Below are 14,434 nucleotides of genomic sequence, written 5' to 3' on the forward strand. Positions count from 1 at the left end.
CCGAATGTACTTAGTTGTATTGTGGTCGGTTCCAAGGTCTGTATGGCTTTAGCAGCAAAGACACATGATGGTCAAAACGTATTGAAAAACCTTTTGATAACTGACAGGAAAGGCGTTCTTAATAGGAGCGCCTTTTTCGTTTCTTGTTCTTGGTAATTGTGTGAAATGAAGTTCAGTTCAGAGATTGAGATAGGCAAGCCGGTAGACCTGTTGATCAAATTGTTGCTGGACCCGGATGTGACGTTGTAGTGGTTGGAAGGGCTGCGATCGGTGGAGCATATTTCGGGAGAGTTCAGACAACCGGGGGCGGTTAGCAAGGTGGTGTTCGATTCCCCTGCAGGAAGAATGCTCATTACCGAAACGGTGATCAGTAACGACCTGCCAGAAGAGTACATCATTCGGTACGAGGGGCAGGGGTATGTCAGCTATTCCAACTATCGTTTCGAGGAACTTTCACCGAAGAACACAAAGTTCATCATGGTTCAGCATGTGGAGTTGAAAGGGGCTTTCAAACTGGCTTCCGGCCTGGTAAAGGGAACCTTGGACCGGCAGCTGACCAAGAGTGCGGAAAGCTTTAAGCGCTACGCGGAGAATCAGAAATAGTCGGGCTCGTTCCCTGCTTTCCATTTGATGTTGCAACCAAGGCTTGGCCGCTGGTCGGTAGGAACGGATTTTCCTTCGATAAGAAGGTCAAGCACCTCGCGGAGGTCTTTGCCGTTCACGGGTTCAGCATTTCCCGGTCGGCTATCGTCCAATTGTCCGCGATACACGCACGTATCGTTTGCATCGAAAACGCTGATGTCGGGCGTACAGGCGGCCGTGTAGGCTTTGGCCACCTGTTGCGATTCATCATACAGATACGGAAACGGAAATGCCTTTTCCAACGCCAGTTGTTTCATCTTCTCGGGAGAATCGTCCGGGTAATTCTCCACATCATTGGAACTGATGGCCACAAAGCCGATTCCACGGTCTTTGTAATCGTTGCCAACGCGTATCAGTTCGTCCATTACATGGATCACAAACGGGCAATGGTTGCAGATGAAAAGAACCACGGTGGCCTTTTTGCCTGTGATGTCTTTCCAAGAAGTTTCATTGCCTGAAACAACATTGGGTAGTTTGAAATCGGGAGCCTGATAACCAAGCGGGACAGAAACTGTAGGTGTACGTGCCATGGGCTAAAAATAAGAAAGGCGGAACATGCGTTCCGCCTTTCTGTACTAACCAACCTTCAACCATTATTGGATGACCAGCTTTTTGATGAGCGAGTCGTTTCCATTTGTCAATCTCAAGAGGTAAACGCCATTTGCCAGACCGCTTAGGTCAATGTTCTTCTGCAAGCGGCTGTTCACCTCACCCAAGGTTTCCATGTGAACCATTCTGCCGTTCATGTCCTGTACGGTAAGACCAAGCTCTTTTGAACTTCCATCAACACTCAGCACAATGTTCCCATTGCTTGGGTTCGGGTAAACTTCAATGTTCAGGTTACCGAGTTCTTCAATGCCAGCGCAGGCATCTACCGTTAGCATGAACGAGTTACTTACACCTGTACAACCGTTCTGATCCACTGTAACCGAAACTTCATACTGTCCGAGGCCGAGCACGTTTCCGTACAACTGCGCGGTCTGCGTGTTGTGTCCGGTGCTCCACAGGTACGAATCGTATTGTTCGTCTATCGTCACCTCCAGCACCTGCGTAATGCAAATGGTGGTATCGGAATAGGCAATTGTTGGTGTTGGGCTGTGATCGGCAAAGCTCATGGACCAGCTGATCAACGTTCCATCATCACCACCCGCATCATCCCTGATGAAGAGCGACCATCCACCGTTCGGATCCTGACCGTTGTAAAGGCCAGCGAACCCGAGCGAATCCTCCGTATGGTAGTATCCCGGCATAATGTCGGAGGTCTGCAACGTGATGTCGTTGGTGGAGGTGTCTGTAAATACTACGTTCGACATGTTATCGGCAGAACCACCATTGTCTGTAGAGAGTTCAACCGTGTCTCCTGCTGGAGAGATCAGATAGATGTCAAGGTCAGACAACCATGTATGATCGATGGAATCGATCGTTACGCTGGCAATCTCCAAACATCCGTCTAACGACTGTGGAAGACCACAGAAGAATATCTGAGAGGTGGTACCTGCAGCAATATCATTGCTGATCGGTAGTCCCGGAGCTTCGGTCTGTGTAAGAGGCGTACCCGAACCAAAGTTTTCAACCATGTTATTGCTCAGCGTGTCGTTGGTCATGTCCTCATCTCCAGAGAGTGCAGTGAACACATCAATGCTGTGCATTCCTGTTGTGGAGAGGTCGGCCATTTCCACCGTAAAGGTGTAGCTGGCAGAATCGCCATGGGCAACTGAACCTGAATAAGTTTCGGTTTGAGCGGTGTTGCCGTCAACCATGAAACCGAGGTCGAAACCTGATACGGTTTGCAATCCCTTGTTCCAGAAGGTAACCGTTACGGTCTCCTGATCCAATGAACAGCCATCCATCGGAGCGTCCATGCTCAGCATGACAAGGTCAAGCTGCGGTTGCGGACGGATGCTGATGTCATCCACAGCAAAGCCCTCGTACACACCAGAAACATCGGAACTGAATACAAATCGTACCTGAACACCAGACATTCCGGCCACGCCATCAAGCAATCGTTCTGCAATGAGCCAGCCACCGGATTGTCCGTCCCACCAATCGAGATCGAAGTTGGCTCCGTGCTGATTTGGATCATTGTACCAGTTGGTACCATCGCCCACCTGACCAACGGTTGTCCAAGTGGTTCCGCCATCTGTGGTCATTTCAAGCCACATGCCGTCCCAACCAACTTCTGAGTCTCCGATAAATGCGAACCGAATGATCGGGTCATCGCTCATGTTCGAGAAATCCAAACATGGAGAGGTCAGATAGGTCAATTGATCGTTCTGGTAGTACATGCTGTCCAAGTTGGTTGCCCAAGCATTGACTCCACTGTATGCCGTGTCGATCAGCATGCCTTCAGGGTCGCCCAATTGCCACATGCCATTGGTACCCATAGAGGTCCAGCCACCTGCTCCATTCTCGAAATTCTCATCATAAGGGAAGTTTGATACGATAGGAACGTTGGTGACCATCACACTCATGGTATCATTGGACGTGTCGCCATCACCAACGGTAGATACCCATACCGTAAGGTCGTATTCTCCCGGAACACTCATATCAACCGTGGTTGAGAAGGTGAGTGTGGTATCTCCTGCAAGCGCCAGCGACCCGTTGAAAACCTCCATTACGGGCGTTCCATTGTTTACCATGTACGAGACCACGATGGAATCCATGGTTATATAGCCAAGGTTGGCAACATCCACCGTTATAGACTCAGCAGCCGAAAGTCCGCAACCTGTAGTTGGAGATGAAATGGCTGTAAGGGCTCCATTGATTGCAGGTTGCTCCTCAATACGGATGTTGTCGAATCCGAATCCTTCCATTTGATTGAAGTAACCATCCTCTGAGAAATTAACACGGATCTTGACGCTTGAGTACCCGGCTGTTCCATCAAGAAGGTGCTCCGCCTCGAACCACATACCCGGTTGGGTCTGTTCTCCGTCCCAACCAGTGGGGAAGTTTCCGTTAGCAGGGAATGCATCGTTGTACCAGTTGGTCCCTTCGCCCGTTGCACCAAGTACCGTCCACGTGGCACCGCCATCCACAGAGGTCTCTATCCAAGCGCCATCCCAAGCCTGCTCAGAACTTACTATTCCAGCAAGTCTCAATCGCGGATCGAGTTGCAATGATGAGAAATCGAAACAAGGCGACTCCACGTAGGATTGTTCCAGAATATTGTAATAACCACTCAGATTGGTTACCCATGCGTTAATGCCTGAACTGGCCGTATCGATGAACGTACCGGCCGGAACACCCAATTCCCACGAGCTGTTTGTTCCGCCAGAGACCCAACCGCCCTGTCCGTTCTCAAAATCCTCCATATAAGGAAGTGAGGTGATGACAGGTGAGTTGGTAACTGATGCAAACAGTGAATCGTTTGTGGCGTCTCCGTCACCGGCAACAGCGGTCCAGGCACCGAAATCGTAAGTGGCGGCCACCGATAGGTCTACTGGAGTTGCAAAGGTGAACGTATCTGTAGTTGAGGAGAAAAGGGTATCCGTCATCATTTCCGTCACCACTCCGTTTCCAGCATCATATTCAACGTTGAAGTTTACCAGATCGGCATCTCCAAAGTTTTGAAGGATCACCTTGACGGTTTCGCTTGCAGAAAGACCACAACCGTTCATAGGAGATAGAATCTCAACAACACCTGCGTTAACGGATGGTTGTTCGAATATCTCAACGTCATCAAATGCGAAACCTTCATCGGTTCCACTCACATCCGAGTGGAAGAATACACGCACCTTAACGGAAGACTGTCCAGCGGCCCCGGTAAGAAGGTGAGTGGCAGTTGTCCATTCACCCGCACCACCGAACGGAGCATCCCACCAGTCAAGAAGACCATTGGGGCCATGTTCATCCGCATTATTGTACCAATTTGTGCCTTCGCCAACATTACCAACGGTTGTCCAAGTTGCACCTGCATCGGTAGAGACCTCGATCCAAGTTCCATCCCAGTTGACCTCTGAACTTGTAATGAAAGCAAATCGGAACACGGGATCGACCGTCAGTGACGAAAAGTCCATGCAAGGCGATTCCACGTATTGGTCAGAATTGTTCTGATAAGGCCCGGTAAGATTTGTAACCCAAGCATTAACTCCGGAATGGGCCGTATCAATGAAAGCCGTCTGCGGATCGCCCAATTGCCAATCATTCAACGTGCCGCCAGAGGTCCAACCTCCTTGGCCGTTCTCAAAGTCTTCCATATACGGAAGGGTACTGATAACAGGAATATTCTCAGCTGAGAATGAAATGGTGTCATTGGTTTGATCCTGATCGTTCAGCAGATCGACCCAGACCATCAGGTCATGCATGCCGGTGGCCGAAAGGTCGGCCATGGTAGTGAAGGTCAGCGTATCAGTTTCGCCAGCGGCAATTGCTACCGAGAAGCTTTCTGTTACCGGAGTGCCAGCATCCAATGTGTAAGATGCATCGATTGATAGAATACTATCGAGACCATTGTTGTAAACCAGTACGGAGACCGCCTGATCTGCAATGCCGCATCCGGTCATAGGAGAAAGCGAAGAAACCAGTTCGGCATCGTCCGTTGGAGGAAGGAAAACGTTCACCGCATCCAGCCCGATGGCATAGCCATAATCGATCCAACCGCTAAAACGCACCTTGGAAGTTGCGGTAAGCGTGGCGTAATCATCCAGCGCATACTCCATGGCCTGGTAGGAAACATAGCTGGAAGTGATGCTATCGATAAGCGTCCAGGTCGCACCATCATCTCCCGAATAATAGACGGAAAGTGTGTTCTGGTCACCTGCCCAGCTTGGCTGCACCACCTCAAAAGAAAGTTTGAAGCCCCCTCCAGAAAGGTCCAATGATGGAGAAGTGAGGGTTGTGATGTAGCCCGAGTAACCCGGATAGTAAAAGTGTGCTGCAGAGTCGCCTTCAAAAGTGGCAGGGGCACCGCCCGTATTGATGCTTGCCGTGGAAGTGACCCAGTTTTGGGTGCCTACCACATACTCTTGCGTGAACTGCGTGAGGAGTCCGCTTTCAAAATCTTCGTAGAAAATACTCTGAGCGTTGGCGAGAAATGCGCTTAGCCCGAGAATGGCGAGGGTAAATAGTTTTTTCATTCGGTCTGAGTTTAGACCAGCGAAGTTATCTAATAAATCCTGCGTATTTCTCGTAGCGATGACGAAACAATAACAGTTTGGTCACATCCAAGACCAAAAAAATCATTCTGTTTTCTCGCCCTTTTTCCGCTTTTTCTTCTTCTTGCCCTCTTTCTTGGTCAGTGGCTTGGCTGTAAAGAAGTATCGCACATCAAAGGTCAGGTAACTTCCGTTGAGGTCGAGTTCCTGAACATTCGACCTGTGGAAGTCATCCACATACTGGAATCTGCTCTTATATATAGGTGAGAATGGAATCTGGTAAGTGGCGCCCAAATAGAAATAACCGATCTTCTTGGTTCGGTATTCCCAGCCCAAGTTGGCAATGGCACCCCCGCTGATGAAACCGTCATTTCCCGGCTTTCCGTCAAACCCAAGCCGTAATGCATAATGATTGAAGTACTGTCCGGTGGTACTTGACTGCTCATCTGAGGTGAAAATGTCTGAAGGGTAGAATGTGAACTGAAAACCTCCTGCCGCATTCATGTACAGGTTCTCTGCCAAACGGATGAAGACCAGCAGCTTCACCGGATGCTCGTAGCCAATAATGGTAAAATCAGACTTGCTATTATAAGTAGGCGAGGTGTTCAACGGGTCAACCACTACCGAATCGCGGTGAATGCTGAGATTGTAGTTGCGCTGAACAAAACTGAGCCCTGTTTCCAATGCCAGTCGTTTGGTGAAATTGTAACGGATCACCATTCCTGCGGAAAACCCGAACTTGGGACTGACCAGCACATCAAAGTCATCATTGGAGATGCTCTGGTCGCCTGTTTTCAAGAAATTGGCGGGGAAGATGGGGCGGAACTCGAAACCGGCTGTGATCGTCTGTGGGTTCTTATCATCCTGCGCCAAGCATTCAGAAAAAGCAACGAGTGCGAAAAGGATGACAATAAAAAAGCGCATGCGCAAAAATAGGGGCTTGTATTACAAGTTGCCTAAACTGAAAAATGGCCTCGGATATTTTGCAAGGTCGGTGCGGATGCGCCATTCCTTCGGAAAATAAGTGTTGTTCCTGTTGCCGACCGACTTGATAAAACCGAGCGCGACACCATTGAACCGTACCACATGCCAACCTTTCGGATAGTTTCCGCTCAGGCTGCCAAGCGAAAGGAAATTCAAGGCTTCGTCCTGATCGAGTTCAATGCTTGGCATTCCATCACGCAAATAAATCGAATTGGCCAATGCCTGTGCCGGAATGAAATCATGTCCTTTCGTTGTTCCAAGTGGAGTGCCTACCTGTAGAGGGCGCAGCCGTTTCAGGGTTTCCATGTTGGATGCCAGAAATTCATTCGTCAGAAGGTGCTGTCCGTTCTGATCAATGATCACCAGATTCTCCGTTGCTTTCAGGTAAACCGAGGCGGGACTGCTCTTCACGGTTCTGATCCTGCTTTTGCCAGTTTGTGTTTTCCCAATTCCCGTTTTTCGAACAGCCGAAAGAAAGAATCCTTCACCCAACGACCGTGTGGGCAGAAAGCGATAACCGAAAATGTCATTGGTCTCCGTTTCAAGAATGGAATCGTGTTGGAATGAGATGCGCAACGATTCAACGTCATGCTGCTCTTTCAGCCAGGTCATATTCTGTTCGTTCTCCAGATGGTTGAACGTACACGTGGAATAGATCAATACTCCGCCCGGTTTCAGTACGGGCCAGATGTCGGCCAAAATGCGTTTCTGCCGTGCGGCACAGAGTTCCACGTTCTCCTCCGACCATTCGTGGATGGCTTCGGGGCTTCTTCTGAAAAGCCCTTCACCGGAGCAAGGTGCATCTACAACAATAAGGTCGAACTGGAGTTCGGAATTGCCAATGAACTTCGGATCGGAGTTGACGATGGCCTGATTCGGATAGCCCCATTTGGTCAGGTTTTCTGAGAGAATGTTCGCTCGTGTGCGGATCACCTCATTGCTGATGAGAACCGAGTCTTCCGGTAGTAGCGAAATAATATGCGTGGATTTGCCACCGGGCGCGGCACAAAGGTCCAACGCCAAGATTGGTTCATCCGTAGACACGTGTTGCTTGATGGCCTGTTCCAAGAACATGGAGCTTGATTCCTGCACATAGTAGGCTCCCCCATGGAAAAGCGGATCGGTAACGAACGTGGGGCGTTCTTCAAGAAAATACCCCGTTTTGCACCAAGGAACCTGTTGCAGTCCTTCAGGCAGTTGCACTTTTTGGGAGTTGATGCGGATGCTCGTGTTGGTCTTTCTTTCGAAAGCTGCTCTCACCTCCGCATTTCCTTCACCCGTCAGGGCAGCGATCTCGGAGATGACTTTTTCGGGTATCTGCATCGTAAATCAGTGATCGGAATCACTTTGGCGAACGGCCGAAAATACGTATTTCGCAACCTGAGATGAAGATAGGTTGGGTCATATTTGGCATTGCGGTACTCTTGCTTGCGTGGCTTTCGGCCAGCTATCACAAAAAACAGGGCTACTTCTTCTGGCGCACTTTCATTATGGCAATTATGGGCTTTGCTGGACTGGGTCTATTGTTCTATCGCATGTTCATTCTTAAATGATCGTGCATAAAACTGTTGATAGTTCAATCTCACAGCGTCCATTCTGATTGCTTGTGTCCATAGTTTAGCGCAGAAAACAATTACGTTCTGATGAGAAAAATTGCAACCCTTCTATTAATTCCATTCACCATCCTGTCCGTTCGAGCTCAGCAGACAACCGGACTCTTTCAATATGACTGGCCAACTCAAGATGGGTATGTGGTCTGGGGTCCCATTTTCGGTTACGACCAATACGTTATGAACAATTGCGGAGAGGTTGTCCATACTTGGCATGGTGATGGGGTTACATTGGGCAACTCTTTTTACCTGAAGGATGATGGAACAATGATCCGTTGCGCCAAGGCCGATACAGCAGTCAATCACGTTATTCAGGCCGGTGGAGGTGGTGAACGCATACAAGAGGTGCAGTGGGATGGTTCTGTAACATGGGATTACATCTACTACACTCAGAACGAACGGCTACATCACGACATAGAAGTTTTGCCTAACGGGAATGTGCTGGCCATTGTTTGGGAGCTCATGGATGAGGCGGCATGTCTGCAAGCGGGTTGTGATCCAGGTAGGTTGGCGCACGGCTTTCTACTCAATGAAAAGATCATTGAGGTGCACCCGACAGGATCAACCACTGGAGACATTGTTTGGCAATGGAGGCTTTGGGATCATCTTGTTCAAGATTTTGACAATACAAAAGACAATTACGGTGTGGTGACCGATCACCCCGAACTTTTGGATGTAAATTATCTGAACATGGAGATGGATGTTCCGGGCCAATCAGATTTTATACACATGAACGCGGTAGATTACAATGCCGATCTGGATCAGATTCTGATGAGTTCGCAGGTGCTGAGTGAGATATGGATCATCGATCACGCCACCACAACGACTGAAGCTGCTGGCCATTCGGGTGGCACCCGTGGTAAAGGCGGAGATTTCCTTTACCGATACGGAAATCCGCAAGTGTATGACCGTGGGTCAGCGCAAGATCAGAAGCTTTGGCGCCAGCATGATGCGCATTGGATTCCAGATGATCTTCAGGACGGGGGTTCCATCATGATCTTCAACAATGGTCTGGACAGACAGGTCTCTTTCTCAGAGATAGATGTTATTACACCGCCACAGGTAAGTGCAGGAGTTTATGAACTTGTTTCTGGTCAGGCTTATGGGCCAGAGACAAAAACATGGAATTACCATGCTCCGGATTCGGTGAGCTTCTATTCCTATTTCATTTCAGGAGCGAGAAGGCAGCCGAACGGAAATACCATTATCTGCGAAGGAGAGAAGGGAAGAATTTTTGAGGTGACCTATGATGGAGAAAAAGTGTGGGAATACGTGAATCCGGTCACTTTCAACGGGATCATTAGCTCAACCGATCCAATTCCACTGGCAGGTGGTGGTGCATTTCAAGGAAACCTTGTTTTCCGAGCACCACGATATGCTGCCGATTTTCCCGGTTTCTCTGGAAGAGACCTGAGTTCTGGAACTCAACTGGAAGCAAACCCGTTCATGACAGGATGCATCGTTGGTGTGGATGACCTTGACCCGATCGTTGATTGGAACGTCTATCCGAACCCAACGGAAGGCAACGTTACATTACAAGGACTTGATGGCGCAACAGTTAGCATCTATGACGTCTCGGGAAGGTTGGTGCGAAGCTTCACCTGCAATTCCAATGTTATGCAGATCGATCTCAGCTCTGAAAGGCCCGGACTTTATGCACTGTGCGTTGAGCAGGCAGCAGAGCGATTCGTGCGAAAGATCATTCTAAATTGATAGATACTGATGTAATTGGCAGTAAAGCCCGCAGCCTTGGTTGCGGGCTTTCTTTTTCATTGGCTTAAATTTCCGTATTTCGTAGCCCTCAACCCCGTTTCTTATGAGAACAACTTTATTGGCTTTTGCTTTTTCCGTGCTTGGCATCACGGCTTTTTCGCAATCAAACAATCTGAAATGGTCGCGGTCATTTTCCGACAGTCGCACGTTTATCGAGAACAAAGGACAGTTCGATCATTTTTCTGATCAGCAGATTCTATTTGCTATTGACGAAGGCTCCGCCCAAGTGCTTTTTTACAAAAATGGCTATGAGATCCGTTTGGAAAGAAAGATCAAGAATGAGAATCGAAAAGATGGCGACCGATCGCAACCGAAGTATTTTCAACAGGTAGAGCGTATTCCGGTACGCTTCGTACATGCGGACGCAAACTTGAAAGTGGTTCCCTCGGAAAAGGCAGACCATTATTCGACCTATGCGATGCTCGATGCCAAACGAGCTCAGTACAGCATCAATGGAGTTTCGGGTTTTCAGAAACTCACCTACGAGAATATTTATCCGAACATCGACATGGTCTTCACCATCCACATGGACGGTGGTTTCAAATATGAACTTGTTCTGCATCCGGGAGCAGATGTCTCCGCATTCAAACTCAATTATCCTTCGGCATACAGACCGTTTATGAATGTGGGCGATGTGGTGGTGCCGACAACTTTCGGAGATATTGTGGATCATGCTCCAATCGCGTTTGAGAAGTCATCAGGCAGAAAAGTAATGGCCCGTTTCAAGGTTGATGACACTGCGGTAGGTTTTGAACTTGGTGATTACAACTCGGACGAGGAACTGATCATCGACCCATGGGTGCAAACGCCATCATTCCCTAACTCTGGAGGGATCTGGGACATTGATGTGGACAATCAGGGTAACGTTTATGTGTATGGTGGAGACACCCCGATGAAGTTGCAGAAATACGATGCTGCCGGTGCATTGCAATGGACGTACAATACACCATGGGATTCGGCCAACTACTGGATCGGCACCATGATCACGGAGCCTAACACGGGAGATTGTTTCATCACGGCTTCAACCAACCCGGTGATCTCAAGAATATCTACCGCAGGATCACCGATCTGGACGGCTACAGGTGGTGCGTTTGACGAATACTGGAAACTGGCTCTGAACTGCGACAAAACCCAATTGATCCTTGGTGGAACGCAGCTTTCGCTCGGTGCGGGAGGGACACTTATTGAAGGCTACGGTTATGTGTTCGAGATCGATATGAACAACGGTTCCCAAGTAAACTCGGCCGAGATCGCGGCTACCAGTCCGGGTTTTGCATTGGTCAACAATCCCAATGAGGTTCGCGCGCTATGTTCCTCTCCCAACGGCAAGTTCTACTACATGACGCTTGATACGATCGGGGTGTTCGATGCGGGTCTGAACTTAGGTTATCAGGACAATCATGGTTACGATTTTTCTTATGCATGCGCAGGTTACGCTCCTACCAACTTGGGCATCAACGCCATGGCTGCAACTACAGATTATCTGTATACTCATAATGGCTCGGTGCTGGACAAAAGGAATATTGTGAACGGTTCAATAATCGCTTCAACACCAATTCCGAACGGGAGTACAAATTCAAATCTGGGCTTCAATTCCGTAGGTAACGGAGGATTGGAGATTGATAGTTGTGGAAACGTTTACGTGGGTTCCACAACGGGCGTTTATAAATTCGATTCAGATCTGAATCAGTTGGGTTTTCAATCCACACAATCCCGTGTTTACGACCTTGCTGTGAACGGTGCAGGAGAGATCGTTGCTTGCGGCCAAGGCTTTGTGGCATCGTTGAACTTGGGACCGTGCGCCCGTCCAAAGGCGGTGTGTCTTAACTGTTTGGAACTGACTCCGGCAGGACCTTTCTGCCCAGAAGATCCGCAGGACACATTGATCGCAAATCCTTCCACCGGAACGTGGTCAGGACCGGGCATCATCGATGCTGCGTTGGGAATCTTCGATCCGGCCGTGGCCGATACGGGAACGCATGTGATTCATTTCACACCGGATGACCCATTGGTGTGCGGTGTCGATTCATTGATCATTGAGGTCAACTACTGTGTCGATCTGCAGGCGTGTGTCGATTCGTTGGGGAACATTTCCATCCCGAACGGAATTCCGCCATACACATGGTCAGAAACCATCGACACCATGGATTGCAGCGCCTGTTTCCCTGGCTTGCCTCCGTTCATTCAGCCATGTAGCACGCCACCGGGCTGTGCGGTTCAGACCACTGCTGTGGTTGAGTTCTCTAACGACCTTACGGTTGCTCCGACTGGAAACTGGCCTATTTATGTGGAGGATTCTGAGGGAAATACACTTCAGATCAATTCCATGGCCTCGCTTCCCGCCTGTGATGTAGGCTGTTTTATTGTGGCCAATCTGCCCGATACGGCAATTGCCTGTTTGGGAGACAGCGGTCAGGCAACCGTTCAGGTTACAGGAGCCATCGGAAACGTAACTTATTCTTGGAACACCACTCCGGAACAGACAACGCAAACGGCCATCAACCTGCCTCCGGGAGCGTATTACACGGTCACCGTAACCGATGATAGCTCGTGCGTGGCCATGGATTCTGTTTATGTGGTTGAGCATGAATGTGTGGGACCGATCGTTTGTGCAACACCGTTCGGTGATATGCAGGCCGATGGTGTCGGGCCTTTCGCGTGGTACGAGTATGCGGATTCTACAGATTGCAGTGCGTGTGCTGTACTGCCCGGATTTCCGCCATGTACATTCCCTCCCGGCTGTGCGGTAACAGTTCAAGGCTATCAGCAATTTGCAACCGGAGACATGGCAACTCCTACCGGAAATTGGCCGGTTGCCGTAGTGGATGGTGCAGGGGATACGCTCATCATCAATGCGCTTGCCGACCTTCCTGTTTGTACGCAATCCTGCTATCTGCAGGTCAGCGTTCCCGATACGGCATTCACGTGCTTCGGGCAGTCGGATGCGGAGGTGACCGCAACGGTCGGAGGTGCATTTGGAACCCCCACATATACATGGAATACAACGCCTGTACAATCATCGTCAACGGCTACGGGACTCGGAGTTGGCGTTTATGTCGTCACGGTTGTAGATGATAACGCATGCGAAGTATCAGACACTGTTGAGATTGTTCAGAATCCTCAAATAACGGTTCAGGTTTCGGGTACAGATTCTCTTTGCTTGGGTGTTACTGTTGGAAGTGCCACTGCTGCTGCTTCGGGCGGCTCCGGAAACTTCACCTATTCTTGGGACACGAACCCTGCCCAATCTACCGCTACCGCCAATTCACTCTCGGTTGGAACTTACCAGGTTACAGCTACCGATGCAGCTGGTTGTACGAAAACAGGTTCTTGGACCATTGAAGAACGTCCATCGGTAACCGTAACGGTCACTTCGGGCGGAGATGTCTGTCCTGATACGGAGGACGGAACGGCAACTGCCGATGCAACAAATGGAAGCGGACCTTACACTTATTCTTGGAATACAACTCCGGCACAATCCGGTAGTAGCATTACCGGTCTTTCTCCGGGAGATTATCAGGTTACTGCCACCGATCAGGACGGTTGCCAAGGCAATGGAAACGTAACCATCGGAGCCTTTGTGGTGGATGTTGTCAATGCCGGTCAAGACGTGGCCATTTGTCAAGGAGAGCAGGTAGTGCTTACAGCCCAAGGCTCGCAGAGCTATTATTGGATATTTGAAGGTGGTGTGGATTCATCTTCAATTACCGTTTCTCCTCAAATGACAACGGTTTATTACGTTCAGGGAACCGATGCCAACGGATGCTTGACAACGGATGCGGTACAGGTAAATGTCACCTCTGTTCCTACACTCACTATTGAAGGAACAGATACGGTGCTTTGCGATGTAAGCGGACCGGTGCAGCTCGTAGCATTCCCCGGAGGTGGAACTTTCTCAGGAGATGGAATTACCGAGGATGGCGTCTTCGACCCGAAAGCTGCCGGAGATGGTGTGCATTCCATCGTTTACTCCTATCAGGTAACGGATAATTGTGTGGCGCATGTCTCTGCCAGCATCATTGTGGATGGCGACCTGTGCGATGTGGTCGTTCCAAGCATCATGAACCCGAATTCAAGCTATCAGGGAACAAGAGATTTCTGTGGTAGCGTTCCGCAGAACAATGTTTTCAGCCTGCCTTGTTTGGAATGGTATCCGGGCAACCGCGTGCGCATCTTCGACCGTTGGGGCCGCAAGCTCTACGATCAGAAAGATTACCAACTGAAGCCGTGGGACGGTGGCAATCATAGCGCAGGCGTTTATTACTACATCATCGAGTTCACGGATCAGAAACCGATAAAAGGATTCTTCCAATTGGTGAGATAATTTCACAC

Annotated in this window: 7 protein-coding genes; 3 read left to right on the forward strand and 4 right to left on the reverse strand. The window is 49.4% G+C overall.

The features are described 5' to 3' along the window. Positions 1-252: 252 nt before the first annotated feature. Positions 253-603 carry a hypothetical protein gene (locus tag GC178_07890; GenBank protein ID MBI1287486.1) on the forward strand — a complete coding sequence of 117 codons (351 nt, stop codon included), beginning with the start codon at positions 253-255 and terminating at the stop codon, positions 601-603. Here the strand turns inward: GC178_07890 and GC178_07895 are convergent. The 4 genes from GC178_07895 to GC178_07910 form a co-directional block, all read right to left on the reverse strand. Continuing rightward, the gene (locus tag GC178_07895) at positions 594-1,172 is read right to left on the reverse strand and encodes a redoxin domain-containing protein (protein MBI1287487.1); all 579 of its coding nucleotides are present in this window, start codon (positions 1,170-1,172) and stop codon (positions 594-596) included. The genes GC178_07890 and GC178_07895 overlap by 10 nt on opposite strands. A 63-nt stretch (positions 1,173-1,235) precedes the next feature. Further along, positions 1,236-5,717 (reverse strand): T9SS type A sorting domain-containing protein, encoded by a 4,482-nt coding sequence (locus tag GC178_07900; protein ID MBI1287488.1) that lies wholly within the window; start codon positions 5,715-5,717, stop codon positions 1,236-1,238. Between the two features lie 102 nt (positions 5,718-5,819). Next, positions 5,820-6,659: an outer membrane beta-barrel protein gene (locus GC178_07905; GenBank protein ID MBI1287489.1), complete on the reverse strand. Its 840-nt coding sequence runs from the start codon at positions 6,657-6,659 to the stop codon at positions 5,820-5,822. A 21-nt stretch (positions 6,660-6,680) separates the two neighbouring features. Beyond that, entirely contained in the window at positions 6,681-8,042 is a 1,362-nt protein-coding gene (locus GC178_07910) for an rRNA methyltransferase (protein MBI1287490.1), read from the reverse strand. Positions 8,043-8,362: 320 nt separating this feature from the next. Here GC178_07910 and GC178_07915 point away from each other — a divergent pair, with 320 nt between their 5' ends. Continuing rightward, a complete protein-coding gene (locus GC178_07915) occupies positions 8,363-10,042 on the forward strand; it encodes a T9SS type A sorting domain-containing protein (protein MBI1287491.1) in 1,680 nt (559 codons plus the stop codon). Between the two features lie 103 nt (positions 10,043-10,145). Then, positions 10,146-14,426, forward strand: coding sequence for a hypothetical protein (locus GC178_07920; protein ID MBI1287492.1), 4,281 nt, complete (start codon positions 10,146-10,148; stop codon positions 14,424-14,426). The last annotated feature ends 8 nt before the right edge of the window (positions 14,427-14,434 follow it).

This window comes from Flavobacteriales bacterium, from assembly GCA_016124845.1.
Lineage (GTDB): Bacteria > Bacteroidota > Bacteroidia > UBA10329 > UBA10329 > UBA10329.